The following is a 25,952-nucleotide window of genomic DNA, read 5'->3' as shown; positions in this document are numbered from 1 at the left end:
AGCCTTGTCCGGCAGGGGCGCAATCCCTCAGGGCTGGCAGCTCAGCGTGATCTTGGTCGGCACCACCAGCCCGGCAAAATAGGCATTGGCAGGATCGGGTGCAGTCGAGGTCTTGCATTTGTTGTCGGGATCGCCGCGCAGCTGAATGCCTGCCTGATCGGCAAGGCGGAAGGCGGCGACATAATCACGGTCCAGCAGGGTGACGGCAATCGGTCGGCCGCTGACATCAAGCGGCGCGGCAACGCTGAAGGCAAAGCTTGCCGTGACCACACCCTTGTCCACCACGGCGGAAAAACCCTCCATCGTCAGCCCGGCGGCGCGTTTGCCATCCAGGGTGATTTCGGTGAAATACTGGCGGCGATTGAGATCGGCAGCCAGTTTGGCCCCCAACGCCTTGACTTCGTCTTCATCAAGCTTTTCGTCACGGTTTCGGTCGAACTGGTCGAGCAGGGTGCGGCTATAGGTCTTGTCGAAGGTCCAGCTTTCGCCAAGCCCGGTCAAAACCCCAAGCCGGAGATTGAACAGCAGCCGCACGGTAATGGCGATATCGGGGTGCGCAAGGGCGGGTGGCACTGCGGCAAACAGGGCCAGCATTGAAAGCGCAATCCGCGCCATGCTTTTCATCTTGCGGCTCATCGGGTCTCTCCCGTCACCGCCGGTCGTGTCCAGCCCCAGCGGTTGAAGGATTTCAGCACCGCATCGAAACCCGGCGTGTCGCCTGTCGGGGCAGGCGGCTGTTCGAAAGGCGGTGGCGTCAGCACTGTGTATTTCGACACCATGTAAGCACCGCCATAGAGAAGGCCGATCGCCACCAGCCAGCTGCCGAAGACGCGCGAGGCAATCGCCGTCCAGGGGGCGGCGGAACTGCCGGCAATGACACCGGCGGTCAGCACCACCCACAAGGCCGCTGTCACCGCCAGCGGCAGATAAAACCGGTCATGCAGGCTCGGATCGGAAAGATCGACGGCCAGCGCGAAACTTGCTCCCAGCACCGGCATCAGCAAAAGCCCCGGCCAGAAGCGCAATGTCGGCGGCAGCACCAGAAGCACACCGGCAATGATACAGGCAATCGGCCCGACCAGAAAGAAATGCGTCGGCGCTGCGGGCAGCGGGCTGAGAAGCTGCATGAGAACATCGCGATGGGCAAAGCCGGAAAATCCGCCCAAAAGCATCAGGATCAGCAGAAAGGGCAGGCGTTGCAGCGGCACCTGGGCGAAGATCACCCCGGCGCCGATCAGCGGCAACAGCCGTTCTGCGGTAAAGGTGGTGATCAGCAGCCAGTGGTCGAGGCTTCCCTGGGCGCGGAAGGTTTCAACAGCAGTCGAGACCAGCGCCGCGGCCATCGCCAGCGCCAGAACGGCCAGCGCCACCTGCAGACGGCGACGCACCGGACCCGGCTGACCGGGGTTTGTCGATCGGGACGAGGTTCCTGCCATCAGGTCACGAGAAAATAGAGACCGCCCAGCGCGATCAACCCGCCGGGAATGCGCACCATACGGCTGCCGAGCGCTTTGGTAATCCACAGGCCGACAGCAATACCGGCCAGATGGATCAGACCGGTCGCCAGAACAAAGCCGATGGCGAAATCGGCTGGATCGGCAGCCTGAGGCAGTTCCGCACCATGGGCATAGCCATGGCAGATGGCGAAAATACCGATCACCGTCAGCGCCAGCCATTCCGGTGGGCGCCAGACAAAGGCAATCGCCGTGCCGAGCACCAGAATGGAGAGCGCAATGCCGGTTTCAATCGCCGGAAGCGGCACACCGGCAATGCCCATGATGCCGCCCAGAACCATGATCAGCGGAAAGGCGATCGGCAGGGTCCAGACATTGCGCCCGCCCATCTGCGCGCCCCAGAGCCCGACGGAAAACATCGCCAGCAGATGGTCGGCGCCGGATAGCGGATGCTCGAAGCCTTGCAGAAATCCGCCCGAACCGCCCTGAATGATATGGGCTTCGGCCAGACCCGGCACCAGCGCCATCATGCCCGCCAGAGAGGCAAGCTTAAGCGCTGCCTTGCGGTTCGGCCTGATGTGTTTCCCGATCATCCTTTTACTCCGTATTTGGCGCCTGAAATCATGTCCTCGCCTGGCTCTATGCGCCTGCTGACATGAACCGGTCTCTCTGACCCTATATCCTTTTGCAGTCTTTCATTGCGACCGAATTGTGTTGTCTGCAGTTTCTGCCTGTTTTCTGTCACGCTTGCGCGTATAAGGCCATGGGAGAGGACGACCTGCAAGAGGAAGCGACATGCAGATCAGCAATTGCCGGGGAAAAGCGAACCCTTTCAAGCTCATCGCTTCGGCGGCCCTGCTGATGGCGTTGGCCGCGAAACCGGCCTCTGCGCATATTATCGGCGGGCCGATGGGCGGTTTCGGCAGCGGTTTCGAGCATCCGCTGCTCGGCGGCGATCATTTTCTGGCCATGCTGGCCGTCGGCCTGTGGGGCGCGCAGATGGGTGGACGCTCCGTCTGGACACTGCCTGCCACCTTTCCGCTGATCATGTGCATTGGCGGGGTGATCGGCATGCTGGCCAATGTGCCGATGGAGGTGATTTCCATCGGCATTTCCCTGTCGCTTCTGGCATTGGGTGCGGCCATTGCCGCCGAATGGAAAGCGCCTGAAGCGGCCTCCTTGACGATCATCGCCCTTTTTGCCCTGTTTCACGGCTATCCGCATGGCAAGATGGCCCCCAATGCCAGCGATCCGGCCGCCTATACGGTTGGCTTTGTCGTTGCCACCGGCATGATTCACCTCTTCGGCATTGCCTTGGGCTTTGGCCTTGGGCGGCTTTACAATGGTCTGGTGGTGCGTGCCATCGGCGGTGCGATCGTTCTGGCTGGCATCTATTATCTGGCAACCGGACAGTTTTGAGCACACTGCCCGGTCGCCAGATATAGCGGGTCACACACCCAGCGCTTCGGCGGAAAGATAGAAGACGGCATCCTGCGATGCGGCCGTTTCCAGCCAGAGGAAGTCCAGTTGCGGATATTCCTCCTCCAGAATCTCGCGGCCCGAGCCGATTTCGCAGATCAGCCCGCCTTCGGGTTTGAGATATTTTGCCGCCTGATCGAGAATGTCACGCACCAGATCAAGCCCGTCCTCGCCGCCATCATGGGCGAGCGCCGGTTCGGCCTTGAATTCCGGCGGATAGGCGGCAAGGGCGGCCTGATCGACATAAGGCGGATTAGTGATGATCAGGTCATATTTTTTGTTTTTCAGCGGCTTGAACAGATTGCCCTCGATGAGTTTCACCTGATCCTCCACCTCATGCTCTTCGACATTGCGCCGGGCAACGGCCAGCGCATCGGCGGAGAGATCGACGGCATCGATCCTGGCATTCGGCAGGAATTTTGCCGCCAGAATGGCAAGGCAGCCGGAACCGGTGCACAGATCGAGCGCGCTTTCCACCTCCAGCGGATCGGGCAGGAAGGAGGAACCGTCCGGGCTTAAATATTCGCTGAACAGCAATTCGCCGATATGGGAGCGCGGCACGATGACCCGCTCATCCACATGAAAGCGAACACCCTGAATATAGGCATGGCCGGTGAGGTAAGAGGAGGGCTTGCGGGTTAAAACACGCGCGTCGATCCGCTCGGCCAAAAGCTTGCGCTCTGAAGGAAGCAGGCGCGCATCGAGAAAGGGATCGAGCGTGTCGATCGGCAGATCGAGCGTATCAAGCAGCAGAAAGGCGGCATCGTCGCCAGCGCTCGCCGTGCCGTGGCCGTAGCTCAGTTCGGCGGCGTTGAAACGGGAAATCGCATAGCGCCAGTAATCGCGCAACGTCACAAGGCTTTCGGTGATATCGTCCTGGGTCAAAGCGTTCTCCGTTCCAGAGCTGGCTGTCCGGCATCTGTCATCAAGGGTGGACAGGCACCATGGACAATGATTTTTACAAGACGGCGTTTCCCAGCCGGATAACGCTGCTGCCTTATGCAAAGGTTGCGGCGCATCATGCATTGGAGAACTCTGATCTATCAGGGAAGTGTGATGAAAAACAATTCAAAACGGCAGAAATTTTTGGCTGCAAGCAAGGCCGGGTCCGAGGCCGGCGGCAAAAGGACAATGCTGTCGCGTGCGCTGTCCAAACTCGGCTTTTGTTCGCGCACGCAAGCAGAGGTCCTGATCGCTGCCGGACGGGTCAGTCTTGCCGGACGGATCGTGACCGATCCTGAAACCTGGGTGGATATCGACCGGGATGTCATCGCCGTCGATGGACAAAAAGTCGTTGCCGAAACGCCGGTCTATCTGATGCTGAACAAGCCGCGCGGACTGGTCACCACCCGTCACGATCCCGAAGGCAGGCCGACCGTCTTCGATTGCCTGCGTGATGTGAACCACACCCATCTGTCTCCGGTCGGGCGGCTCGACAAGGCGAGCGAAGGTCTGCTGCTCTTTAGCAATGACACGCGCTTCGCCCAGGCTCTGCTCGACCCGGAAACCCATGTGGCCAAAACCTATCATGTGCAGATCGACCGCATCGCCGACCAGAGCATCACCGCCGCATTGATGCAGGGTCTCGACCATGACGGCGAACGGCTCAGCGCCAGACATGCGACCATCCTGAGAACCGGAGAGCGCAACTCCTGGCTGGAAATCGTGCTTGAAGAGGGCAGGAACCGCCAGATCCGCCGCATGCTCGAAGCCCTCGACATCGCCTGCCTGCGCCTCATTCGCGTCGCCATCGGCCCGCTTGCCCTGGGCGATCTGGAAAAGGGTGCGTATAGGGCGCTGACGCAGGCGGAGGTTGGTGTGTTGCGCAGGCTGATGAGAATTTAGAGCAGTATCCCGAGAAAAGTGTGCAACGGTTTTCCACCCGGAAATACTTGAAAACAAAGACCTAGAGAATTTCAACTTTTCAATGAAACGATGAAATTCTCTGGGGATAATTGTATGTCATGCGAATTCCGGTCTCACACAGTCTGCAGGAGGTTGCGGCGAATGGGGGGGGCGCATGAGTCCGCAACAAGACGGCGGTGGTTGACTTCACCATCCCATCCCATCCCTTCGCACGGACCGGACCTGTGTGTCCTCCGGGTCGATCGAGATGTCGTGGCGATGGGCGCTGGCGATCTCGCCCACCAAATAGACCCGGCGCGACGGATCGTAGGTGACGATCATATCGCCGACATTCCTCTCATTGACGAAGCGATGAAGCTGGCCGGCTGCCATGGCCTGGCTCTGCGGCTAGGTCAGGCTCGTACAGCCATTTTCCAACGTAAGCTCCGTCCGGCTCCCGAACCTTGCCATGAGCTGACTGGCCCAACCCGCTTCGAGATCGAGCTCCATCTCAACGACATCGCCACCACACCCGTTGCGGCGGGGCATCATTCGGCTGGGCATCACCTGTGGGCACCAGGTCGCCATTGATGCCAAAACACTATCCGGCACGACTGGAAAACCAAGAAATCAAAGGCTTTTAGCGAGAATTGGCTGGGGAACCTGGATTCGAACCAAGATTAACGGAGTCAGAGTCCGTCGTTCTACCATTGAACTATTCCCCAACGGGTCAGGCGGCTGCCCGTCTGGTGGAGCGGCTTATAACCAAAAGCTTTGCGATTGCAAAGGGGTATTTTGAAAAAATTCCGTTTCTTTCTGTGGAGAGACGTGAGGGCGATGGCGCGCAACTTATGGATGGAATGGGTCGTTTGCGGATGGATTGGTGCTGGGTGGCAGATGTACCGTTAAAAAGCATTTGGCGAAGTCCGTTGATCCTGCTAGAATTTTACCAACGTTCATAATCAAGCAGTCGTCTGCGGCATGCCGTCTTGGCCTTGCGCGACGCTATGGAAGATAACAGTGGTTGACCCCGTCAGCGGCCCTGCGCCGCTCCATCAGGGGGCGTCTCAGGAAGACCGCAAGGGGAAGAAAACCTCCCGGCGCGGTCGCGGCAAGCGCAAGGGGCCTAAAAATGGCCCTGCTTCGCTTGCCATAACCGATGACCGCACGGCATCTGCCGTGGCGGAACGACGCTCTGCAGGTGCTGATCAGCAATCGACGAGCCGCAAGAGAAAGCGGCGACGTAAAAAGAATGGCGCTGTGCCGGCCGATGCGCAAAATGTTGGTGCTCACGACCAGCTTGTCTCTGCCATTGCGACACAGGCACGAGTCGTGCGCGGGGAAAAGCCGGGGCAGGGCAGCCCGGCCAAAATTGCGGGGGCCGAGCCCGGACGCTCCGGCAAGCGTCGCAGAAAAGCCCGCGGCAAAAAGAATGCGCTGGTTCGCCCCTTGCAGCCGGGCAAGCCGCTGGAAGATAAGACCCCGGCGCCAGCAAGGCCGCACGGTGACGCGCATGATCACGCCGCTGTCCCGCGTCATCGCCCGGATGGCGATCGGCGCGCCCATGTCCGTATGGCTCCCGTCGAGGCCCGATATGAGAGCACTGACAGCTATGCGGCACTCGATCTCGGCACCAATAATTGCCGTCTGCTGATCGCTCAGCCATCGCGGCCCGGCCATTTTCGGGTTGTCGATGCGTTTTCGCGTATTGTCCGGCTGGGAGAAGGGCTTGCCGCCCATGGCAGGCTCTCGGCTGAGGCTATGGACCGCGCTGTTGAAGCGTTGAAAGTCTGCGCAGCGAAATTGCAGGGCGTAACCTTGCGGCGCAAGCGGCTGATTGCCACGGAAGCCTGCCGTTCGGCGGAAAATGGCGAGGAATTTCTGGCGCGGGTGCGGGCTGAAACCGGGCTGGAGCTGGAAATCATCAATCGCGAAACCGAGGCGAGACTGGCTGTTTCCGGCTGTTCCTCGCTGGTCGGGCGGGAAACGCGGTCCGTGGTTCTCTTCGATATTGGTGGCGGCTCCTCGGAAATCGCGGTGATTCGCATTGGTGAAAACCGTTCCAGCCGTCTTGCCAATCACATCACCCATTGGACCTCGCTGCCTGTTGGAGTGGTGACGCTGTCGGAGCGTCATGGCGGGCGCGATGTCACGCCTGCCGTGTTTGAAGCGATGATCTGCGAAGTGGCGGCCATGCTGGAACGGTTCGATTGCCCGCCCATGGCTGGTCCAGGCGCTTCGATCCCGGAGGATTTTCATCTGATCGGTACCTCCGGTACGGTAACGACGCTGGCGGGTGTGCATCTTGACCTGCCGCGCTATGATCGCCGCCGGGTTGATGGATTGTGGCTGACCGATGCCGAGGTTTCGGCAATGCAGGCCAAGCTTCTGTCCTGGGATTATCAAAGCCGTGCGGCCAATCCCTGTATTGGCCCGGACCGTGCCGATCTGGTGCTGGCCGGATGCGCCATTCTGGAGGCGATTCGCCGCCGCTGGCCCTCAAGCCGGATGCGGGTGGCCGATCGCGGCCTGCGCGAAGGCCTGTTGACCGACATGATGGCCGATGACGGCGTCTGGCGGCGCTATCGCCAGCGCCGCGGGCAGGATATGAAAGACCGTGGCGCAAGCCATGATCACGGCACGAGCAGACGATAAGCGGAGAGGTCATGACGAAACCACCAGCCGGCGGCAACCGTACGGGCCGCAAGATCGGCCAGAAGGTGAAGAAGGGCAAGCTGAAGGCCTCCTCGCGGCGCTGGATCGAGCGCCATATCAACGATCCCTATGTGCAGCGGGCCCGGCTGGAAGGTTATCGCGCGCGCGCCGCCTTCAAGCTTCTGGAGATTGATGAGAAACATCAGATCCTGAAGGGTGCACGCCGCATCATCGATCTGGGGGCTGCCCCCGGAAGCTGGTCGCAGATTGCCGCCAAGGTCACCGGCTCGACGGATGAGGATATCCGCGTTGCTGCCATCGATTTTCTCGAAATGGCGCCGCTGCCCGGTGTCCGCGTCTTGCAGCTCGACTTTCTCGATCCCGATGCCCCGCAAAAACTGATGGATGCGGTGGGCGGCGCGCCGGATCTGGTGATTTCCGACATGGCTGCGCCCACGACCGGCCATCAGAAGACCGACCATCTGCGCACCATGCATCTGTGTGAGGTGGCGGCGCATTTTGCTGTCGAGGTTCTGGCCGAGGGCGGCCATTTTCTCGCCAAGACCTTTCAGGGCGGCACGGAACGGGATCTTCTGACCATGTTAAAGCAGAATTTCCGTCAGGTTATCCATGTCAAACCGGCCTCGTCACGGGCCGAATCGGTGGAAATGTTCCTGCTGGCCAAAGGCTTCAAGGGTCGTAAAGCGTCAGATGCCGAAGACGGGCTGGACGATGGGGCGCAAGACGGCGCGCAAGACAGCGATCTGTGATCTCTGTCGCGTGCCTCTGACTGCAACGATCATTTCACCGGTATGTTTTCCGCCACTGTGCTGACTGTCTGACGACGGCGATGGCCGGAGACGGTCGAGCCGGCATCCTTGGCCATTTTCAGATAGGGAATGGCGGCCAGCAGCGTCAGTATCGATACAATGGCGAAGGCGATGTGGAAATTCGCCACTCCGAGCTGATTGCCGGTCATGGTCTCGCTGATTTCCAGAATGAAGGCGGCACAGGCCACGCCCAGCGCCAGACTGACCTGTTGCAGGGCAGACGACATCGATGTCGCCTGGCTTGCCTCCCGATCCTCGATGTCGGCATAGCTCAACGCATTGGTGCCGGTGAAGAAAAACGAGCGGAAAAAGCCCGCCATATAAAGAAACAGCATCAGCAAAAGATGCGGCGATTGGGCCGTGAAGAAGACGTTGACGAAGGTGGTGATTGTGCTGGCGAAACATGCGGTGATCAGCACATTGCGGAAACCGCCATGGGCAAAGACGCGCCGGGCCATGAATTTCGTGCTGATGGCGCCCAGCGCCCCGACAAAGGTGGTCATGCCCGATTCAAAGGGCGTCATGCCGAAGCCGAGTTGCAGCATCAGTGGCATGAGAAAGGGAATGGCCCCGGTGGATATGCGAAAGGTGGTGCCGGCGATCTGGGCGGCGCGAAAGGCCGGTTTGCGAAACAGCGTCAGATTGAGGATGGGGGCCGGATGGCGTTTTGCATGGAAGACATAAGCGATCCCGCAGACAATGCCGATGACCACGGCGGCAATACCCACCACTGGCGGAAGCGCTGGCAGGCTGATGACGGAAAGGCCGAAGACAATGCCAGCCGCGCAGAGCCCGGTCAGGGCAAAGCCGGTCCAGTCCAGCCGGGCGGTTTCAACCGGTTCGAGATCCGGCAGATAAATGGTCGAGAGGATAATGCCGAGAATGCTGATCGGCACATTGATGAGAAAGATCCAATGCCAGGTGAAGAAGGTGGTGATGAAACCGCCCACCGGCGGCCCTGCCAGCGGGCCGACAAGGGCTGGAATGGTCAAAAGCGCCATGGCCGAGACCAGTTCCTCCTTTTTCGTCGTTCGCAGTAACACCAGACGCCCGACCGGTGTCATCATCGCCCCACCCATGCCTTGCAGGAAGCGGGCGCCGACGAAATCCCATAGCGAGCCGGAGAGCGCGCACAGAACAGAACCGATGATAAAGACCAGAATGGCCGCGCGAAAAATCCGTTTCGCCCCGAATTTGTCCGCCATCCAGCCGCTGATCGGAATGAAGATGGCCAGCGCCACCATATAGGAGGTCAGCGCCAGTTTCAGCGTGATCGGTCCGACGCCGAGATCAGCGGCAATCGCCGGAAGCGCCGTGGCGATGACGGTGGAATCCATGTTCTCCATGAACAGGGCCACGGCGAGGATGAGAGGCACGATACGGTTCATGAAAATACCGGTAAAGGAAGCGGACGGGCTGCGGGCGCAGACGGTGTTTATCTAGTATCGTTATCAAGAACTGCCAATGAGACATTTTCAGGGGCAGTCGTCATCACACGGAAGTGATCAGGCTTTGATTTGCTTGTAGTCTCTTTTTGTAAACGCGATCCTACCGCTTTTCGGTAAAAAACTGTTTGAGCAGGGCCGCGGCCTCTTTTTCTCCGATCCCCGCATAGACATCCGGGGCGTGGTGACAGGTGGGCTGGCTGTAGAAGCGGGCTCCGTGGTGCACGCCGCCGCCTTTTTCATCCTCCGCGCCGTAATAAAGCCGGCGGATGCGGGCAAAAGAAATGGCCGCGGCGCACATGGCGCAGGGTTCGAGCGTCACGTAAAGATCGACATCGTTCAGCCTTTCCTGTCCCATATGGCTGGCGGCGCGGCGAATGGCGAGAATTTCGGCATGGGCGGTTACATCGTTCAAAGCCCGCGTTTCGTTGCCGGCACGGGCGATGACCGTACCATCCTTGACGGCGATGGCGCCGATCGGCACTTCGCCGCGTTGGCCTGCCAGTCGCGCTTCGTTGAGCGCAAGATCCATGAAACGCATGGAAGGTGCCATATTTCAACTTTCCACTTAACCAAGCCTGCCGGACCTGATAGGACACAGCCCAAACGACAGGCAAACACAAAATGACAGATAAAGACAGATCCAAGCGGCCGGGTGGCAAGCCCGAGACCCGCAAATTCAAGAATGACGGCCCGAAGAGTGCGTCAAAAGCAGAAAAATCCGCGACGAGGCAGCGCGATCCTGATCCTCGGATGACCGATGAGCCAATGAAGCCGGAGCGCATTTCCAAGCTGCTCGCCCGGGCAGGCATCGCCTCGCGCCGTGATGTCGAGCGGATGATCATGGATGGCCGGGTGGCGCTGAACGGCAAGCTGCTCGACACGCCCGTGGTCAATGCCACGCTGGCCGACCGTATCGAGGTCGATGGCGAGCCCATTCGCGGCATCGAGCGCACACGGCTGTGGCTCTATCACAAGCCCGCCGGTCTGGTGACGACCAATTCCGACCCGGAAGGCCGCCCGACCGTGTTTGAAAACCTTCCCGATGAACTGCCCCGCGTCATGTCCATCGGCCGTCTCGACATCAATACCGAGGGGCTGCTGCTTCTGACCAATGATGGCGGTCTGGCCCGGGTGCTGGAACTGCCGACCACCGGCTGGCTCAGGCGCTACCGCGTGCGCGCGCATGGCGCGGTTGATCAGGCCGCACTCGACAAGCTGAAAGACGGCATCGCCGTCGACGGCGTGCTCTATGGCGCAATCGAGGCGACGCTGGACCGGGTGCAGGGCCACAATGTCTGGATCACGATGGGGCTTCGCGAAGGCAAGAACCGGGAAATCAAGAATGTGCTTGGCGCGCTCGGCCTCGATGTCAACCGGCTGATCCGCATTTCCTACGGTCCTTTCCAGCTCGGCGATCTGCCGGAGGGCGAAGTGCAGGAAGTGCGCGGGCGCATGCTGCGCGATCAGCTCGGTCCGCGCCTGATCGAAGACGCCAAGGCCAATTTCGATGCGCCGGTCTATTCCGCCGCAGGCGGGGAAGAAGAGGCCGTCTCTGCCAAGCCATCCGCCCGTTCTGGCTGGGCTGAAGACGAAAGCCGCGACACGCGTAGCAAGCCCCAGCGTGGCAAGCCAGAACATGGCAAGTCAGAGCATGGTAGGGCGCGCGGTGGCGATGATCGCCGCGAACGGGCGCTGGACCGTCTTGACACCAAGCGCGATGGTGGAAAGCGGGATAACAGCAAACGGGATGGCGGAAAGCGCGACTTTGGCGGGTTTGACGATGCGCCCAAGCGGAAGCCCGCCGGTCAAAACCGCACGGCCAATGTCTGGATGGCGCCGGGCGCAAGACCGCTCGGGGAAAAGCAGGCCGCTGCCAAGGCCAAGGCCGAAAAAAGCGGCAAGGGCCCCAGGCGCGATCCGCGCGGCATGGATGAAAAAGTGTCTGCCTTCCGCGAGGGGGATCGTGGTCTTCGCGTCACCGTGAGCCGCACCCGCGACGAAGACGGCGAATGGATCCGGGCGGAAGCCCCGGCGCGCAAGCCGAAAGAGGATGACGGCTTCGGCCAGAAGCGCGGTTTTGGCGCAAGACCGGCCCGCCGCGATGGTGAGGCTGGCGGAGGCTTTGGTGAGCGGCGTGGCGGGCGCTTTGGCGATCGCGACGGCGATGACCGGCGTGACAGCCGCCGTGGGGGAGAGGATCGCCGCGAGGGCGGTCGTTTTGAACGGGGAGAGCGCGGGGGTGACAAGCCTTTCCGCGGCAAGCCCTCCGGTCCGCGCGCGGAAGGGGATCGCTCTTTTGGCGAAAGATCCGGTGGTGAGCGCTCCGAACGGTCAAGACCGGCTGGTGGCAAGCCCTTTGGCGCAAAACCATCCGGCGGTAAATCCTTTGGTGGCAAGCCATCCGGGGGAAAATCCTTTGGTGGCAAACCGGGTGGGGGAAGGCCGGGCGGTGGTAAGCCATCGGGTCGCAGCGGCGGAAAACCGGGTGCTGGCAAGGGGCCGGGCGGGCCAAGAGGCAAGAGGTAAGACATGCGCATTGTTGGCGGTGAATTTCGTGGGCGCAGTCTTGCCGCGCCCAAATCCAGCGCCATCCGGCCCACCATCGACCGGACGCGCGAAAGCCTGTTCAACATTCTTGCCCATGCCCATCCGGACTGTCTGGAGGGCACGCGGGTGCTCGATCTTTTCGCCGGAACCGGAGCGGTCGGGCTGGAGGCGCTGTCGCGCGGCTGCCGCTCGGCACTCTTCGTTGAAAACAGCGTCGAAGGCCGCGGTCTGCTGTGGGAGAATATCGACAGTCTCGCCCTGCATGGCCGGGCGAAAATCCTGCGGCGGGATGCAACCTCTCTCGGCTCGGTCAATAATATGGAGCCGTTTCACCTTTTGTTTGCCGATCCGCCCTATGGTAAGGGTCTTGGCGAAAAAGCATTCGCGGCGGCGGACAGGGGTGGCTGGCTGATGCCGGATGCCCTGGCCATTCTGGAAGAACGTGCTGATGTGACCGTCGAGGTGGCCGCTCCCTATGATTTGATCGAGAGCCGCACCTTTGGCGACACGAAAATGTACTTCTTCCGCTATAGGCCGCATTGAGAATAGAGCATCGGCCGAAAAGTGGGAACCGGTTTTCGGAAAAACCGATGCGGAAACAAAATCTGAGAGCATCGTGCCGATTCCGATTGTCGCCGCGATGCTCTAAACAGAAATCTCATGCAAAGCCTGCAGGGCTGACACATCATGGCTGGCGCGGCCTTTGCCGAGGACAGCCGGTCTTGCTGCAGGGCGAAAGGTCTGGAATGCTGAAGACAGTTGACAGTGGCGTGATGCCGGTTGCCGCCCCGTCGACCCCGCGTGTGGCGGTGGCGCTTGGTGCAGGCGGTGCGCGCGGTTTTGCCCATATCCATGTGTTGGAAGCGCTGGAGGAACTGGGGATCGAGCCGGTGGCGATTGCCGGGGCCTCAATCGGCGCCATTATCGGTGCTGCCAAGGCCGCGGGCATGAGCGCCGCCGACATGCGTGAGTATGCGCTGGCAACAGTCGGCAAGCGCTCGGCTGTGTTCAATCGCCTCTGGGGCCTGCGGCCGCCGACCATGCGGCACGCGCTGGGCGGTTTTCGTATCGGCCAGTTCAATCTGGAGCGGATTTTGCACGCCTTTCTGCCGCCGGAGATTCCGGCGGATTTTTCCGGCCTCGGCCTGCCGCTGAAGGTGATCACCACCGATTATTACGGCCATTGCGAGCGGGTGATCGAGACAGGCGATCTTTATCAGGCGCTGGCAGCCTCTGCCGCCATTCCGGCGCTGTTCATGCCCGTCATGCTGGATGGTCGCCTGATGATAGATGGCGGCATTTTCAATCCGGTTCCCTATGAGCATCTCTTCGGTGATGCCGATATCGTCATCGGCATCGATATTGTCGGCGGTCCCGTGGGCGAAGGCTCTGAGGTGCCGACCCGGATTGAAAGCCTGTTCGGCGCATCGCAGCTGATGATGCAGTCGCAACTGGCGCAGAAGCTGAAGATCGCCTCACCGTCGATTTTCCTGCGTCCGCCCGTCAATGGTTTCGGCGTGATGGATTTTCTCAAGGCAAAGCAGATTTTCGAGGTTTCCGCCCCGGTCAAGGATGAGGTCAAACGGGCAGTTGAAGCGCAATTTGCCCTGTTGGGGCAGGTTTGACCTGCCAGTCCTGTCGCAGCCCGGCTATCGCAGGATGACAAAAGCATGGGCCGATGTCGCGATGACGGTGTGGCGATGACGACAGCCGTTCTGGTCTCCATACCCTCTGCTCAATTGATGAAGGAGGAAAACCCTCTGGTCGATGTGCCTGGATAGACGGTTTCCCGATAATTGCGTTTGAGATACCGTAGCGTTGCCATGGCGTCGATGGGCTTGCCGAAATAATAGCCTTGTCCCATACCGCAGCCCATGGCGGCCAGTCTTTCTGCCTCTTCAGCATTCTCGATGCCTTCGGCCACCACATCGAGATTGAGGCTGTCACACATGGTGATGATCGCCTTGATGATATGCTCGGTGGTCTTGTCGGTGGAGAGCGCGGAGACGAAGGCGCGGTCTATCTTGACCTTGTCGAAGGTGAATTCGCGCAGTCGACCGAGACTGGACTGACCCGTGCCGAAGTCATCCAGCGAGATGCGCACACCCGCCTGTCTGAGATCGGCAATGATCTGGCCGGCCATGTCGGCCGAGCGTATCACGGCGGTTTCGGTGATTTCCAGATCCAGCCGCGACGGCGGCAGGCCGGCATTGGCGAGGATCGACAGGATGCGGCTGCTGGTCGCCATATCGGTCAGTTGCGCTGATGAGAGGTTGAACGACAGGAACAGGTCGCGCGGCCAGGTCACGGCAGCCTCGGCGGCCTTGCGCAGCAGCGTGTCGGACAGCATGTCGATAAAGCCCTGCTCCTCGGCCAAAGGCACGAAAATCGCCGGCGACACAAAGCCCATATCCGGATCGATCCAGCGCGCCAGTGCCTCGAAGCCCAGAACCCGCTCATCCTCCAGGCTGACGATCGGCTGGAAATGCACATCGACCATATCGTTGATGATGGCATTGCGCAGTGCCTGTTCGATCTGGGTGGAGCGGCGCATTTCCTGGGCGATTTCGGTGGAATAGACCGTCACCTGACCGCGCCCGCGCCGCTTCGAGCGGTAAAGTGCGGTTTCGGCGCTTTTCAGCAGCCCGGTAAAATCGGCTCCGGCAAAGGGATGGATGGCAAGGCCAAGCGAGGCCGACAGCCGCACATGCCGATCCCCCAGATCATAGGGCGCCGACAGCACGTCCTTGATCAGATGGCCGATGCGCTCGGCGCTGACACTTTCAAAGATCATCGGCAGGATGAGCGCGAATTCATCCCCGTCATGACGGGTGACAGTGGCATGTCCGGTCATGCAGGCTTTCAGGCGATGGGCCACCTGACACAGGATTTCATCGCCTGCCGCCTGGCCGAAGAGATCGTTGATGGGCTTGAAACCATCGAGATTGACCAGCGCAACGGTAAAGGGGGCCGGGTCTTCCGCCCGTTCCTCGGCAAGCTTCTGGAATTTTTCCCTGAGGCGGTGCCGGTTGCCGAGACCCGTCAGACTGTCGACAAAGCCGGAAGACTTTATCGCATCTGCCTCAGATGCGGGGAAATCGGGGACGCCCATTGATTGTCCTGAAAATGGTCTATTTTAACATATGGATCATGAAAGGAAAAAATTAATAAAAATCTATTTTTTACAATGAATTCACTAGAGGTTTTTACCTGTCATTTGCTGCATGGCCGGCTTTACTGCATCGTGCGTTTTATCAACGTCTTGTTCAAGAGTTGCGCAGTGATCGCCATGCTCAGGACGGCTGTGACAACCGCCCGAGGGTGTCGGAATGACGCTCGATCATCCGCCGGATCATATCGGGGCTGACAGGTTTGATGATCACATCGTCCATGCCCGCTTCAAGGCAGTGGGCCCGATCCTGATGAAAGGCGGGAACCAGAACACCGATCAGAACGGTTCTGTTCTGGCCGGATGTTTCCTGGCTGCGAATTTTCCGGGCGAGATCCAGACCGGTCATGTCGGGCAGGGAAATATCGATGAGCATGATCGGCGGGCTTTTTTTCTGCCATTCGGCAAAGGCCTCACGGGCGGTTGCCGCCAGCCCATAGCGATAGCCGAGACCTTCCAGGATCTGGGAAAAGACGATCTGATTAACCTCATTGTCCTCGGCCACAAGAATATCGATCTCCGGCACAGCCTGTGCTGCCGCAGCCGCTGCTGGCGCAGTCTCGTCGCAAAGCCGTGCGGTCAGGGATTCGAGCGGGCAGATGACGGCGCGTCTGGTCTTGGATGTGGCCAGGTCTGCCATCTGGGCAGGCACGGACGGATCGATGACAGCAAGGTCAATGCTGATGTCGATCGATCGGGTCAGATCGAGAAAGGCGCGCAATTCCGTCATGCCAGACAGGCTGCAGACATCGGCCCGCTGGGCGGTTAGAATCTGTTCTGCCCTAAGACTGAAGGCCGGATCGTTCGAGAGGATCATGGCGCGCAGCAAAGTCTTGTCTGCCGGTGCGGAGTGGGGTTTAGGGCTGTCCTGTCTGGGTGTTGGTAGCGGTTTGGTTGTGTTGGTGCCGGAGCCGTGCCCGACGCCGTCCGGTATCGGCAAGGCGGATATGGCCTCTTTCAACCTGTCATGCCCGGAGCCGACATTGCGTTGCATCGGCGGGCCGCTCTGCGGGAGGGGGGCGGCAGGTGTGATCGGGGCCGCGCCCTGCGCTTTGACAATCCGTCTGATCAGGGCAGGGGCAGGATCGGCCGTCATGCTCAGAACATGAAAACGGCTGTCACACTTGCGGACACCATTGAGGCAAAGAAGAGGGCTGGCCCCCCTGGTGTCGTCATCGAGCAGCCGAAATGTCTCACCTTCCTGCATCGTCCTGCTTCTGGCGATAAGCTTTTCGACAATGTCGCCTGCAATGATATCGCTCAGGCTGCGGCCCAGCAATTGCTCGCTTCTCTCCCCGGTCAGAGCAGTAAAGCTGCGATTGACGGCGCAGATGCTCCAGGCGCTATCGCAGACCAGCACCGGTTGCGGCAACCCATCGAGAATGGCCTCGGTAATGGCAACCCTGTCCATGTCGGTGCGCCACTCGTCTTCGCGATGTTTGCGCTCGGTCACATCCTTGATCAGGCAAAGCCCAAGGCCCGATGGCAAGCGGCGGGTCACAAAGCGCAGAAGTCGCTTTTGCACGGTCTTGTCGATGATCTCATGGCGTTCGCGCCAATGCGCCGCTACCCGTTCCGATAGCCAGTCTTCCCGCGACAATTGGGTCGATCCCGTGTTGCCCTTCCCAGCGTTGCTCTTCCCAGAGTTGCTCTTCAATGTGTGATCGTAAATGGCGCCCAAAAGATCGCGAAGGCGGGTGCCCGGCTGAAGGTAAATGTCGGGGATCTGGAAAAATTGCCTGATCTGCCGGTTGGCATGGAGAAGGAGATCGTCACCATCCACGGCAAACAGCGCGGCGGATTCGATATCGCAGACCGCGTCAAGAAGCGTGTGCTCGAAAGCCGATATGACGCCGCCCTGCCTGTCCATACTCGCCCTCTGAAAGCCTCAAGCGACCGCTCTTGTGCGGCGGCACTGCAGTGAAGACTTTGAAAAACCCTCGTCGAACGAAACCGTGATGACGGTTCCGTAAACGTCACCATACCTCTGAAACACATCCAATCGTTGGTTTAAAAACGATTAAACATGGTGGCAGATTATTGGCTTTGTCTTAATGCCCTCTTAATCGTGGGGATATTTTACCGGGAGATGCCGGTTCGGCTTTTCCTGGCCGCAGGGATGGGCGACAATAACGCATGACCGTCAAGCAACTTTCAGAAACGCTGATCAACCAGATCGCCGCCGGCGAAGTGATCGAGCGTCCGGCCAGCGCTGCCAAGGAACTGATTGAAAACGCTATCGATGCCGGGGCAAGCCGCATCGAGATCGCCACCGCAGGCGGTGGCAAGGCGCTGTTGCGCGTGAGTGACAATGGCTCCGGCATGGATGAGAGCGATCTGACACTCGCCGTGCGCCGTCACTGCACGTCCAAACTTGATGGTTCGCTCGACGCCATCATGAGTCTCGGCTTTCGCGGTGAGGCGCTGCCTTCGATCGGCTCCGTTGCCCGGCTGTCGATCGTCAGCCGCCAGAAAGGCGCGGCGAGTGCCCTGAAGATCGCCTTGGAAGGTGGCAGGGTTTCGCCTGTCGGTCCGGCACCTGGCAATCCCGGCACGGTCGTCGAGGTGCGCGACCTGTTTTTCGCCACGCCTGCAAGGCTGAAATTCCTCAAAAGCGAACGCGCCGAGGCCGCTGCCATCACCGAGGTGGTCAAGCGGATGGCAATCGCCTTTCCCCATATCCGCTTCGCGCTCTCCGGCTCCGACCGCTCGACTTTGGAATTCAACGCCACCGGTGAGGATCATCTCGCTCGCATCGCCCAGGTTCTGGGGGCGGATTTTCGCGACAATGCCATTGCGCTGGATGCCGAGCGGGAGGGGGTCGTGCTGGGCGGTTTTGCCGGGGTGCCCACCTTCAATCGCGGCAATGGCGCACATCAATATGCCTTCGTCAATGGCCGCCCGGTGCAGGACAAGCTCATCCTTTCGGCGCTGCGCGGGGCCTATGCCGAAACCGTGCCGTCGGGGCGCTATCCGGTGGCGGTGTTGTCGCTGACACTCGATCCGGCGCTGGTCGATGTCAATGTCCACCCGGCCAAGTCTGATGTGCGGTTTCGCGATCCGGGACTGGTGCGCGGGCTGATCGTCGGGGCGATCCGTGAAGCGCTGACACGGGAAGGTCACCGCGCCTCCACCGCCGGTGCCGACGCCATGCTCAGGGCTTTCAGGGTGGAAAATGGCCGGGTGGAAAATGGCCGGGTGGAAAATGGTCGGATGGAGGGGCGCGAAAGCGCCGGAGGCTTTGTCCGTCCGGGCTGGTCCTCGCCTGCTGGGTCGGCCCCGGTCAACTGGAACCGCCAGACATCGCCCTCGCGCCCTTTGACGGTCGCATCTGCCGGGGTCGCCGGACTGGCTGAACCGGGGCAGAACGGATTTTCCGCCTTGTCTACGCCGTCGGCGCGCGCCGAAGGGAAACTGGCGGAGCCGCCTGCCGTTGAAGACAACGGGCGCTTTAGGCTGGGTGCGGCGCGGGCACAGCTTCATGCCAATTATATCGTGGCGCAAACGGAAGACGGGCTGGTCATCGTCGATCAGCACGCCGCCCATGAGCGGCTGGTGTTCGAGGACATGCGCAAGGCACTGACCGGGCGGCGTCTGCCCTCCCAAGGGCTTTTGATCCCCGACATCGTTGATCTGCCGGAAGAGGATTGCGACCGGTTGATGGAGCATGGCGAAGCGCTCGACCGGCTGGGGCTTGCCATCGAGCGTTTCGGCCCCGGCGCGATTGCCGTGCGCGAAACGCCGGCCATGCTGGGGGAGGTCGATGTGCCGGGGCTTTTGCGCCAGCTTGCCGACGAAATCGCCGAATGGGAGACCGCCGACAGCCTGTTTTCCCGGCTGGAACATGTGGCCGCCACCATGGCCTGCCATGGGTCGGTGCGCTCCGGACGGGTGCTGCGTGCTGAGGAAATGAACGCCCTGTTGCGCAAGATGGAAGACACACCCGGCTCCGGCCAATGCAATCATGGCCGCCCGACCTATATCGAACTGAAGCTTGCCGATATTGAAAGACTGTTCGGGCGGAGTTAGAGCTTTTCCAGGAAATGTGTGAAACGGTTTTCCGTCCGCAAATGCGTTAAAACAAAGAGTCAGAGCACGTCTGATGAACCGGTTTTCGGACGCTTCGAGGGTTCCGCATTATACAGCACGGCCTCTGGAAATTGTTGTACCAAGAGGCTATGTGAGACTTGATCGTGAAGGAGCATGTGATGAACCGGTTTGAAGGCAGCGGCAATCGTGAGGCGATGGTTCGGTATCTCGACGGCGATTTCCAGATCACCTCGCCCGGCTCCTATGTCGTCTGTGCCGTGACCGGCAGGCCGATCACCATTGATGAGCTGAAATATTGGAGTGTCGACCGGCAGGAAGCCTATGTCGATGCCAGCGCCTCGCTGGAAGCCGAACGGCGGGCCGGAAACCTGCCGAACCAGAAGCGGGGCTGAGAGGAAAAGCGCTCATATTTGGCGCTGGCGATAGCGGGTCATGGCCGTTTCGATCAAAAACTGCGGTGTGTTAGGATCGGAAAAAACAAGATCGATCTCGACAATCTCTGTCACATCGATCAGCCGTTTTGCATCGGGATGGATGAGGCCGCTCAGGCGGGCGCGATCCTTGGCTGTCGTCACCAGCGTCAGGTCCTGCTGTTTCGCTGTGTCGAGCAGATCGGCCATGGCCGCGGCAGAGAACGGCTGATGGTCGCCGAAGGACCGGGTGGTGACGATTTCCGCTCCCAGTTCAGCCAATGTCCGGTAGAATTTTTCCGGATCGGCAATGCCGGCAAAGGCCAGAACCCGTTTTTGCCTGAGTGAAAAGCCGGAAACGGGCCGGATAGAGGCGCTGAACACCGGTTTGTCGGCACGCCGTCCCAGATCCGCAATCGTCCCTGCGCCATCGCCTTCGCCAATCAGGACAAATGCCCCGACATGGGCAAGCTGGGCTGCAAGCGGCGCGCGCAGCGGCCCGGCGGGAAAGACATGCCCGTTGCCAATCCCCTGCCGGGCATCGGCAACGATCACGGCGAAATCGTAAAACAGCCGGGCGCTCTGGAAACCGTCATCCATCAGGATCAGGTCGGCGCCTGCCCGTATCAGTGCTTGTGCTCCCGCGGCCCGGTCGGGTGCCGCCACCGTCAGCCCGGCTTGTGCCAGAAGCAGCGCTTCATCGCCCACCTCGACGGCTGTGTTGTGCTGCGGATCGACACGATGGGCCTGCGTTACCTTGCCGCCATAGCCGCGGGTGAGAAATCCCGGTTTCAGCCCCATGGCGGTGGCGGTTCTGGCGAGCGCCAACGTTGTCGGTGTCTTGCCTGCGCCGCCGAGCGTCAGATTGCCGATACAGATCACCGGGACATTGACGTCTGGCTGGTCAGCCGATGCCATCCGCCTTATCAGGGTCTGTCCAGATATGCGTCCATAGATCAGGCAAAGCGGCTGCAAGGCGAAAGCGGCCAGACCAGGTTTACGCCACCAGAAGGCCGGAGCTTTCAGCGCCATGACGGTGGTCCCTGGTCCTGAAAGGCGTCTTCATGCGCAGCGAAGGTACAAGCGGCAGGCATCAGACGAACATTTCGTCGAGTTGGCTGATGCTCATCAGGCAATGGTCGCTAAAGCGCCCAAGGCTTTCCTTCGTGCCGGTGCCGGTCAGAACGCCGATGGCCAGCCCCGCGCCTGCGTTTCTGGCCATGATCAGATCGTGATTGTTGTCACCGACCATCGCCACCTCGGTGGGGGCAAGACCGGTTGCGGCACAAAAGCCGATGATCATGCCCGGCTCCGGTTTGGAACCGTGGCCGCTGTCGTAACCGGCGATGAAATCTACATGATCGTCAAGGCCAAAACGCTGCACCAGCGCCCGGATCGACCGTTCATTGTCGGAGGAGGCAATGCCGAGCTTCAATCCCTTGGCCTTCAGCCGGGAAAAAAGCGCTGAAAGATCGGTGACCGGCACGCTCATCTCGACGGAGGCGGCGAAAATATCGTCAAGTTCGCGCGTCAGCGCTGCAAGCGGCACGGTGGAGCCCGCCTCAATCAGCCCCTTTGCAATATCCGCTGCCGTGCCGGCTGCAAGCAGGCTGTCGGGGGTGACATGGCCGCTCACCGGGTCCATGCCGCAGGCAGACAGAAGCCGGTCGGCCAGAACCGCATCGCCCCTGGCTGCCGCCAGCGCCAGCGCCCGGTTGACCGGCGCCCAGCTCAGATCGTAATCGATCAGCGTGCCGTCCTTGTCGAAAAGAATGCCTTTGATTGCGTCGGTTTTTTCGTTCATTCGCCTGCCGCCGTTCTCGGTTCCAGCCTTGCCTGCATGGTCAGCGGATGGGTGAAGGGTTCCAGCGCCTTCATCGTCGCCGAAAGCGCACCGCGCATGTCCTGCACGGTTTCCATGCCGGCATCGGCCATCTTGTGGCGGGTCACCGGATTGTTCATCAGAAAATGCACGCCCTTGGCCAGCATTTCAGCATCGCGCACCAATCGTGCCGCGCCTTTTTTCACCAGGGCTTGATAGGTGTCGCGGAAATTCTCCACATGCGGGCCGCTCAGGACTGCACAGCCGAGCACCGCCGGTTCCAGCGGATTGCCGCCGCCTTTGGCGACGAGCGAGCGGCCGACAAAGGCGATTTCCGTCAGCCTGAGATAAAGCCCCATCTCGCCCATGCTGTCGCCGAGAAAAATATCGGTGTCGGGGGTGATCGGATCGTTGCGGCTGCGCCTTGCAACCGTCAGGCCCTGCGCCGTCATCATGGCTTCGATCTCGTCGGCGCGTTCGATATGGCGGGGCACGATGATGGTCAATTGCCCCATATGCGCTTTCAGCGCCCGATGTACCATGGCCGCAACCTTTTCCTCGCCTTCGGCGGTGGAGGTGGCCGCCCAGGTCTTGCGATGACCGATCTGTGCGTCATAGACCGACAGAAGGGCGGGATCGCAGGGCGGCGCATCGGTCTCGACCTTGATATTGCCGGAAGTGATCACCGGCCAGGCGCCGAGATCGCGAAACCGTTCGGCATCCAGATCGGACTGGGCAATCACCATGGCCAGCTGCGAAAACAGCGAATGGGCCACAAGCGGATGTTTCTGCCACCGCTTGAAGGAACGATCCGACAGTCTTGCATTGACCAGAACCTGCGGAATTTTCCGGCGATTAAGCTCCGATAGCGTTGCAGGCCAGATTTCCGATTCCACCCCGATCGCGAGATCGGGATGCCAGTAATCGAGAAAACGGCGCACGGCTGGCAGCGCATCGAGCGGCACATATTGGTGGATCACATCGACCTGAAGCCGGTTGCTGGCCATTTCCGCCGAAGTGACGGTGCCGGTGGTCAACAGCACGTTGATGTCGGCGCGACGCAATTCCCGCATCAAGGTGGAGACGGCCATCATCTCGCCGACGCTTGCCGCATGAACCCAGACCAGCGGTCCACGCGGGCGGTTGGCGCTGGCATAGCCGACCCGCTCCATCTTGCGGGCGCGGTCTTCCTTGCCGCGCCGGGCGCGAAGATTTAAAAAAAGCCCGGCGCAAGGATAGCCCGCAATGCCGGCGCAGCGATAGGCGATCAATGCAATTTGGGCCAATGCGCTCATGCGACGTGAAACCTTCAACTCGAGAGCGGCGTGCCTTCCTAGTCTGAAAGCAACGCTTTACAAATGAACTGCCTTGTCCGGCCAACCGGAGCAAAGACAACCGTACCATTTCAGCCGGTTGGCCATGATCCTCCATGAGAGCGCCTTGAATCAAGACAATTTGAATGAGGATACTTCAAGGCGCGACCGGCCAGGAGACTAAAAACTGACGTGACGGCGCTGACGGGCCGCTGTCGAACACCCCCTGGCCACCTTGCCAGGTCAGTTCTGCGGATCGAGCAGCCGGTGCATATGGACGATGAAATAGCGCATATGGGCGTTGTCGACGGTCTGCTGCGCCTTGGATTTCCAGGCAACCAGCGCGCTGGCATAGTCGGGATAGATGCCGACAATGTCGAGTTCGTTGAGGTTGCGGAACTGCAACTCTTCCAGGTTGCTCAGCTCGCCGCCGAACACCAGATGCAGCAATTGTTTCTTTTCGCCTGTGCCGTTCATGTCCGTTGCTTCCTTGTCCATAGTCCCGAGCCTGCTCCGTTAAGCAGTACAGGGTCCGATGCGTTCTGCGTCTGTCTGCCCGCAAGACAAGCCGGTTTCCGTTTTGCCGGGCAAACGCGCCATGAAATGAGGTTTTCCTCTGCGCGATTTTCCGGGCAAGGTCAACCATATGCCGTGTGTATGCCGGTAAGCGTTACCAAACCCTCATACAAATGTGGAAAAAACCGGTATCAGCCGCGTGATTGCCTCGCGTCCGGCGGCGGCAAGATGGCCGTGGCGGACCCTGGCACGATTATAGGTGAGGGGGGTGCCATCGGTGCTGATCAGCACGCCGCCTGCCTTTTCAAGGATCAGGTCGGCAGCGGCGAGATCCCAGTCATGCGCATTCTTCAACACCAGCGTCGCATCGATCCGCCCTGCCGCCACCATGGCGATGCGATAGGCCAGCGACGGCACATGCGGCACGCGGTTAAGGCTTTGTGCCGTTTCCCTTTCGGCAAATGCACCGATCAATTCTGCGGGAGAGGCGACATCCAGCACGGCATCGTCGCGAAACGGCGTCACGCTCAGGACCTGGCCGTTTAGCAGGGCGGGGCCGGTGGCGGAGGCGAGAAAAATCTCATCGAGCGCCGGTGCAACAAGCGCTGCAGCCACCGGACGTCCCTGATGGACGACCGCCACAGACACGCACCAGGTTTTCTGCCCGGCGAGAAAGGCGCGCGTGCCGTCGATCGGATCGATGATGAAGACGGTCTCGCGATCGAGCCGGGTCTGATCGTCATCGGTTTCTTCCGACAGCCAGCCATAGCCGGGTCGGGCAGGCCGCAGCCGTGCTTCCAGCAGGGCGTTGGCGGCATAATCGGCGGCGCTGACCGGGGAGCGGCCCTCATTCTTCCACCAGACCTCTGGCGATGCGCCGAAATGGCTGAGCGCCAGCCGACCGGCATCGGTGGCGGCCTCGGCAATCAACCGAAGATCGTCACTCCATGCGCCGTCAAGGTCGGCTCCGCTCTGGTTCATCCGATCCGGTCCTTATTGACCCGCCAATGTCATGTTTTCGATGGCAAGCGTGGGGGCTGCCGTGCCGAAGCTGCGGTCGATGTCGTTTGCCGGCGTGATGCGCGCGAACATGTCCTTGAGGTTTGAGGCAATCGTCACTTCCGAGACCGGGGCGGTCAGTTCACCGTTTTCGATCAGGAAGCCGGAGACGCCGCGGCTGTAATCGCCGGTGACCATGTTGACGCCATGGCCGATCATATCGGTGACGTAAAGCCCGGTGCCGACCGCGCGGATCAGGTCTTCCGGCGAAATATCACCCGGCTCCAGCGCCAGATTGGTGGAGGAGGCGGAAACGGAGGTGCCGCCGCGCGCACCGCGTCCATTGGTTTTCAGCCCCAGTTCGCGGGCAATGGACGATGAGAGGAACCAGTGGCGCAGCACGCCATCCTCGATCATCGTCAGCTTCTCGCCGCGGACGCCTTCGCCGTCGAAGGGGCGCGAGGCATTGCCGCGCCGGATCAGCGGATCATCTGTGATGTTGAGACCCGGCTTCAATACCTGTTTGCCCATGCTGTCGCGCAGGAAGGATGTTTTGCGCGCTACGGATGCGCCATTGATGGCGGCGGCGATATGCCCGGCAATGCTGCGGGCCGCTCGAGGATCGTAAACCACCGTCAGACCTTTGCGGGTGTCGATCTTCTTCGGATGAAGGCGGCGCACGGCGCGCTCACCTGCCCGCAAGCCGATGGTTTCGGCGCTTTCAAGATCCTCATAATGCAGGGTGCTGTCGAAATCGTGATCGCGCTCCATGGCGGTGCCTTCACCGGCGATCACACCGACCGAGCGGGAAAAGCGCGAGGCCTGATAACTGCCGGAAAAGCCGTTCGAGGTAACAAGCACCAGCCCGCCCATGCCGGCAGAGGCGCTGGCGCCCAGAGAATTGCTCACGCCGGAAACGCTGCGGGCTGCCTCTTCCATGGCAAGGGCGGCCTCGGTCAGGGCTTCGGTGGACAATACTGTCGGATCGTAGAGATCAAGATCGGCAAAGCTTGCGGCCAGATCACTTGCATCGGCAAGACCGGCAAAGGGGTCTTCCGGCGAAACTTTCGCCATGGCGACGGCGCGTTCGGCAAGGGTTGCCAGATCGAAACCGGGATTGGCCGAGACCGACGCCACCTTGCGGCCCAGGAAGACCCGCAGCGAGAAATCATCGCTTTCGGAGGATTCGGTCGATTCGACCTTGCCCAGCCTGAGGCTCACCCCATGGGCGCGCGAGCGCACCACGACGGCGTCTGCCGCATCGGCACCGGCCTTGAGTGCAAGCTCGACCAGACGATGGGCACGTTCGAGAAGATGGTCGGAGGGAATTTCAGCTGACATGGCTTGGCCTTTCTTCTGCTCTCCATTTATTGTGCCTGACACGACACATCAAGGCATGGCTGCGATTCTCCCTA

The 25,952-nt window shown here is 60.6% G+C and carries 25 protein-coding genes and 1 tRNA gene; 10 read left to right on the top strand and 16 right to left on the bottom strand.

The window, feature by feature from the left end; genetic code table 11:
* Positions 1-27 precede the first annotated feature (27 nt).
* Genes NAC44_RS03220 through NAC44_RS03210 form a run of 3 tightly spaced genes read right to left on the bottom strand, consistent with a single transcriptional unit; the run spans position 28 to position 2,047 of the window.
* A complete protein-coding gene (locus NAC44_RS03220; RefSeq protein WP_250937736.1) occupies positions 28-636 on the bottom strand; it encodes a DUF1007 family protein in 609 nt (202 codons plus the stop codon).
* Positions 633-1,436 (bottom strand): hypothetical protein, encoded by an 804-nt coding sequence (locus tag NAC44_RS03215; protein WP_250937735.1) that lies wholly within the window; start codon positions 1,434-1,436, stop codon positions 633-635. Before NAC44_RS03215 ends, NAC44_RS03220 begins: the two co-directional genes overlap by 4 nt.
* On the bottom strand, positions 1,436-2,047 hold the full coding sequence (locus NAC44_RS03210) for a HupE/UreJ family protein (protein WP_250937733.1): 612 nt from the start codon (positions 2,045-2,047) through the stop codon (positions 1,436-1,438). Before NAC44_RS03210 ends, NAC44_RS03215 begins: the two co-directional genes overlap by 1 nt.
* A gap of 202 nt (positions 2,048-2,249) precedes the next feature.
* On the opposite strand from NAC44_RS03210, the gene NAC44_RS03205 reads away from it, so the two are divergent.
* Positions 2,250-2,873 carry a HupE/UreJ family protein gene (locus NAC44_RS03205; protein WP_250937732.1) on the top strand — a complete coding sequence of 208 codons (624 nt, stop codon included), beginning with the start codon at positions 2,250-2,252 and terminating at the stop codon, positions 2,871-2,873.
* A 30-nt stretch (positions 2,874-2,903) separates the two neighbouring features.
* Here the strand turns inward: NAC44_RS03205 and prmB are convergent, their stop codons facing one another.
* The gene (gene prmB, locus NAC44_RS03200; RefSeq protein ID WP_250937730.1) at positions 2,904-3,818 is read right to left on the bottom strand and encodes a 50S ribosomal protein L3 N(5)-glutamine methyltransferase; all 915 of its coding nucleotides are present in this window, start codon (positions 3,816-3,818) and stop codon (positions 2,904-2,906) included.
* A 171-nt stretch (positions 3,819-3,989) separates the two neighbouring features.
* Here prmB and NAC44_RS03195 point away from each other — a divergent pair, with 171 nt between their 5' ends.
* Complete coding sequence (locus NAC44_RS03195; protein WP_420839859.1) at positions 3,990-4,778, top strand: pseudouridine synthase; 789 nt, start codon at positions 3,990-3,992, stop codon at positions 4,776-4,778.
* Positions 4,779-4,985: 207 nt separating this feature from the next.
* On the opposite strand, the gene NAC44_RS03190 is transcribed toward NAC44_RS03195, so the two are convergent.
* Together NAC44_RS03190 and NAC44_RS03185 are read right to left on the bottom strand one after the other, a co-directional pair.
* Positions 4,986-5,171, bottom strand: a complete 186-nt coding sequence (locus tag NAC44_RS03190) for a hypothetical protein (protein ID WP_250937729.1) — start codon at positions 5,169-5,171, stop codon at positions 4,986-4,988.
* Positions 5,172-5,429: 258 nt separating this feature from the next.
* Positions 5,430-5,503: transfer RNA gene (locus tag NAC44_RS03185), tRNA-Gln, on the bottom strand.
* On the opposite strand from NAC44_RS03185, the gene NAC44_RS03180 reads away from it, so the two are divergent.
* The 3 genes from NAC44_RS03180 to NAC44_RS03170 are packed head-to-tail and all read left to right on the top strand — an operon-like array spanning position 5,489 to position 8,203.
* A complete protein-coding gene (locus tag NAC44_RS03180) occupies positions 5,489-5,740 on the top strand; it encodes a hypothetical protein (protein WP_250937727.1) in 252 nt (83 codons plus the stop codon). The genes NAC44_RS03185 and NAC44_RS03180 overlap by 15 nt on opposite strands.
* Positions 5,741-5,798: 58 nt before the next feature.
* Positions 5,799-7,433, top strand: a complete 1,635-nt coding sequence (locus NAC44_RS03175; RefSeq protein WP_250937725.1) for a Ppx/GppA phosphatase family protein — start codon at positions 5,799-5,801, stop codon at positions 7,431-7,433.
* 11 nt (positions 7,434-7,444) lie between these two features.
* The gene (locus tag NAC44_RS03170; protein WP_250937723.1) at positions 7,445-8,203 is read left to right on the top strand and encodes an RlmE family RNA methyltransferase; all 759 of its coding nucleotides are present in this window, start codon (positions 7,445-7,447) and stop codon (positions 8,201-8,203) included.
* Positions 8,204-8,232: 29 nt separating this feature from the next.
* Here the strand turns inward: NAC44_RS03170 and NAC44_RS03165 are convergent, their stop codons facing one another.
* Positions 8,233-9,651, bottom strand: a complete 1,419-nt coding sequence (locus tag NAC44_RS03165) for an MFS transporter (RefSeq protein WP_250937722.1) — start codon at positions 9,649-9,651, stop codon at positions 8,233-8,235.
* Between the two features lie 160 nt (positions 9,652-9,811).
* On the bottom strand, positions 9,812-10,261 hold the full coding sequence (locus tag NAC44_RS03160) for a nucleoside deaminase (protein WP_250937720.1): 450 nt from the start codon (positions 10,259-10,261) through the stop codon (positions 9,812-9,814).
* Between the two features lie 71 nt (positions 10,262-10,332).
* Here NAC44_RS03160 and NAC44_RS03155 point away from each other — a divergent pair, with 71 nt between their 5' ends.
* From NAC44_RS03155 to NAC44_RS03145, 3 genes are all read left to right on the top strand, one after another.
* Positions 10,333-12,237: a pseudouridine synthase gene (locus NAC44_RS03155; protein WP_250937718.1), complete on the top strand. Its 1,905-nt coding sequence runs from the start codon at positions 10,333-10,335 to the stop codon at positions 12,235-12,237.
* A gap of 3 nt (positions 12,238-12,240) precedes the next feature.
* A complete protein-coding gene (rsmD, locus tag NAC44_RS03150; RefSeq protein WP_250937717.1) occupies positions 12,241-12,801 on the top strand; it encodes a 16S rRNA (guanine(966)-N(2))-methyltransferase RsmD in 561 nt (186 codons plus the stop codon).
* A gap of 203 nt (positions 12,802-13,004) precedes the next feature.
* Positions 13,005-13,883, top strand: coding sequence for a patatin-like phospholipase family protein (locus NAC44_RS03145; RefSeq protein WP_420839858.1), 879 nt, complete (start codon positions 13,005-13,007; stop codon positions 13,881-13,883).
* Positions 13,884-13,993: 110 nt separating this feature from the next.
* Here NAC44_RS03145 and NAC44_RS03140 read toward each other — a convergent pair whose 3' ends face one another.
* Positions 13,994-15,370, bottom strand: coding sequence for a putative bifunctional diguanylate cyclase/phosphodiesterase (locus NAC44_RS03140; protein WP_250937705.1), 1,377 nt, complete (start codon positions 15,368-15,370; stop codon positions 13,994-13,996).
* A 181-nt stretch (positions 15,371-15,551) separates the two neighbouring features.
* Positions 15,552-17,297: a response regulator gene (locus NAC44_RS03135; protein ID WP_250937701.1), complete on the bottom strand. Its 1,746-nt coding sequence runs from the start codon at positions 17,295-17,297 to the stop codon at positions 15,552-15,554.
* 266 nt (positions 17,298-17,563) lie between these two features.
* On the opposite strand from NAC44_RS03135, the gene mutL reads away from it, so the two are divergent.
* Both mutL and NAC44_RS03125 read left to right on the top strand, forming a co-directional pair.
* On the top strand, positions 17,564-19,456 hold the full coding sequence (mutL, locus tag NAC44_RS03130) for a DNA mismatch repair endonuclease MutL (protein ID WP_250937700.1): 1,893 nt from the start codon (positions 17,564-17,566) through the stop codon (positions 19,454-19,456).
* Positions 19,457-19,635: 179 nt separating this feature from the next.
* A complete protein-coding gene (locus NAC44_RS03125) occupies positions 19,636-19,869 on the top strand; it encodes a DUF2093 domain-containing protein (protein ID WP_250937695.1) in 234 nt (77 codons plus the stop codon).
* 12 nt (positions 19,870-19,881) lie between these two features.
* Here NAC44_RS03125 and lpxK read toward each other — a convergent pair whose 3' ends face one another.
* From lpxK to NAC44_RS03095, 6 genes are all read right to left on the bottom strand, one after another.
* A complete protein-coding gene (lpxK, locus tag NAC44_RS03120; protein WP_250937694.1) occupies positions 19,882-20,919 on the bottom strand; it encodes a tetraacyldisaccharide 4'-kinase in 1,038 nt (345 codons plus the stop codon).
* Between the two features lie 61 nt (positions 20,920-20,980).
* The gene (locus tag NAC44_RS03115; protein ID WP_250937693.1) at positions 20,981-21,691 is read right to left on the bottom strand and encodes an HAD family hydrolase; all 711 of its coding nucleotides are present in this window, start codon (positions 21,689-21,691) and stop codon (positions 20,981-20,983) included.
* Positions 21,688-23,004 carry a lipid IV(A) 3-deoxy-D-manno-octulosonic acid transferase gene (gene waaA, locus NAC44_RS03110; RefSeq protein ID WP_250937692.1) on the bottom strand — a complete coding sequence of 439 codons (1,317 nt, stop codon included), beginning with the start codon at positions 23,002-23,004 and terminating at the stop codon, positions 21,688-21,690. Before waaA ends, NAC44_RS03115 begins: the two co-directional genes overlap by 4 nt.
* Positions 23,005-23,265: 261 nt before the next feature.
* Positions 23,266-23,499: a DUF4170 domain-containing protein gene (locus tag NAC44_RS03105; RefSeq protein WP_250937691.1), complete on the bottom strand. Its 234-nt coding sequence runs from the start codon at positions 23,497-23,499 to the stop codon at positions 23,266-23,268.
* 204 nt (positions 23,500-23,703) lie between these two features.
* Positions 23,704-24,519, bottom strand: coding sequence for a 3'(2'),5'-bisphosphate nucleotidase CysQ (locus NAC44_RS03100; RefSeq protein WP_250937690.1), 816 nt, complete (start codon positions 24,517-24,519; stop codon positions 23,704-23,706).
* 12 nt (positions 24,520-24,531) lie between these two features.
* Positions 24,532-25,878 carry a TldD/PmbA family protein gene (locus NAC44_RS03095; protein ID WP_250937689.1) on the bottom strand — a complete coding sequence of 449 codons (1,347 nt, stop codon included), beginning with the start codon at positions 25,876-25,878 and terminating at the stop codon, positions 24,532-24,534.
* Positions 25,879-25,952: the final 74 nt, after the last annotated feature.

Origin of the sequence: Allorhizobium sonneratiae (genome assembly GCF_023700755.1) — a bacterium.
In the GTDB taxonomy this organism is placed as follows: domain Bacteria; phylum Pseudomonadota; class Alphaproteobacteria; order Rhizobiales; family Rhizobiaceae; genus Allorhizobium; species Allorhizobium sonneratiae.
Note: the sequence above shows the minus strand (reverse complement) of the source record. Positions and strands in the feature narration are given on the sequence as shown.

Excerpts from the sequence above, each read along its gene's own strand:
- mutL (WP_250937700.1), top strand. The coding sequence starts at position 17,564 with ATGACCGTCAAGCAACTTTCAGAAACGCTGATCAACCAGATCGCCGCC.
- NAC44_RS03145 (WP_420839858.1), top strand. The coding sequence starts at position 13,005 with ATGCTGAAGACAGTTGACAGTGGCGTGATGCCGGTTGCCGCCCCGTCG.
- NAC44_RS03135 (WP_250937701.1), bottom strand. The coding sequence starts at position 17,297 with ATGGACAGGCAGGGCGGCGTCATATCGGCTTTCGAGCACACGCTTCTT.
- NAC44_RS03220 (WP_250937736.1), bottom strand. The coding sequence starts at position 636 with ATGAGCCGCAAGATGAAAAGCATGGCGCGGATTGCGCTTTCAATGCTG.
- lpxK (WP_250937694.1), bottom strand. The coding sequence starts at position 20,919 with ATGGCGCTGAAAGCTCCGGCCTTCTGGTGGCGTAAACCTGGTCTGGCC.
- NAC44_RS03155 (WP_250937718.1), top strand. The coding sequence starts at position 10,333 with ATGACAGATAAAGACAGATCCAAGCGGCCGGGTGGCAAGCCCGAGACC.
- NAC44_RS03190 (WP_250937729.1), bottom strand. The coding sequence starts at position 5,171 with ATGGCAGCCGGCCAGCTTCATCGCTTCGTCAATGAGAGGAATGTCGGC.
- NAC44_RS03100 (WP_250937690.1), bottom strand. The coding sequence starts at position 24,519 with ATGAACCAGAGCGGAGCCGACCTTGACGGCGCATGGAGTGACGATCTT.
- NAC44_RS03160 (WP_250937720.1), bottom strand. The coding sequence starts at position 10,261 with ATGGCACCTTCCATGCGTTTCATGGATCTTGCGCTCAACGAAGCGCGA.
- NAC44_RS03140 (WP_250937705.1), bottom strand. The coding sequence starts at position 15,370 with ATGGGCGTCCCCGATTTCCCCGCATCTGAGGCAGATGCGATAAAGTCT.
- NAC44_RS03105 (WP_250937691.1), bottom strand. The coding sequence starts at position 23,499 with ATGAACGGCACAGGCGAAAAGAAACAATTGCTGCATCTGGTGTTCGGC.
- NAC44_RS03165 (WP_250937722.1), bottom strand. The coding sequence starts at position 9,651 with ATGAACCGTATCGTGCCTCTCATCCTCGCCGTGGCCCTGTTCATGGAG.
- waaA (WP_250937692.1), bottom strand. The coding sequence starts at position 23,004 with ATGAGCGCATTGGCCCAAATTGCATTGATCGCCTATCGCTGCGCCGGC.
- NAC44_RS03205 (WP_250937732.1), top strand. The coding sequence starts at position 2,250 with ATGCAGATCAGCAATTGCCGGGGAAAAGCGAACCCTTTCAAGCTCATC.
- NAC44_RS03215 (WP_250937735.1), bottom strand. The coding sequence starts at position 1,436 with ATGGCAGGAACCTCGTCCCGATCGACAAACCCCGGTCAGCCGGGTCCG.
- rsmD (WP_250937717.1), top strand. The coding sequence starts at position 12,241 with ATGCGCATTGTTGGCGGTGAATTTCGTGGGCGCAGTCTTGCCGCGCCC.
- NAC44_RS03115 (WP_250937693.1), bottom strand. The coding sequence starts at position 21,691 with ATGAACGAAAAAACCGACGCAATCAAAGGCATTCTTTTCGACAAGGAC.
- NAC44_RS03170 (WP_250937723.1), top strand. The coding sequence starts at position 7,445 with ATGACGAAACCACCAGCCGGCGGCAACCGTACGGGCCGCAAGATCGGC.
- NAC44_RS03125 (WP_250937695.1), top strand. The coding sequence starts at position 19,636 with ATGAACCGGTTTGAAGGCAGCGGCAATCGTGAGGCGATGGTTCGGTAT.
- NAC44_RS03210 (WP_250937733.1), bottom strand. The coding sequence starts at position 2,047 with ATGATCGGGAAACACATCAGGCCGAACCGCAAGGCAGCGCTTAAGCTT.
- NAC44_RS03095 (WP_250937689.1), bottom strand. The coding sequence starts at position 25,878 with ATGTCAGCTGAAATTCCCTCCGACCATCTTCTCGAACGTGCCCATCGT.
- NAC44_RS03195 (WP_420839859.1), top strand. The coding sequence starts at position 3,990 with ATGAAAAACAATTCAAAACGGCAGAAATTTTTGGCTGCAAGCAAGGCC.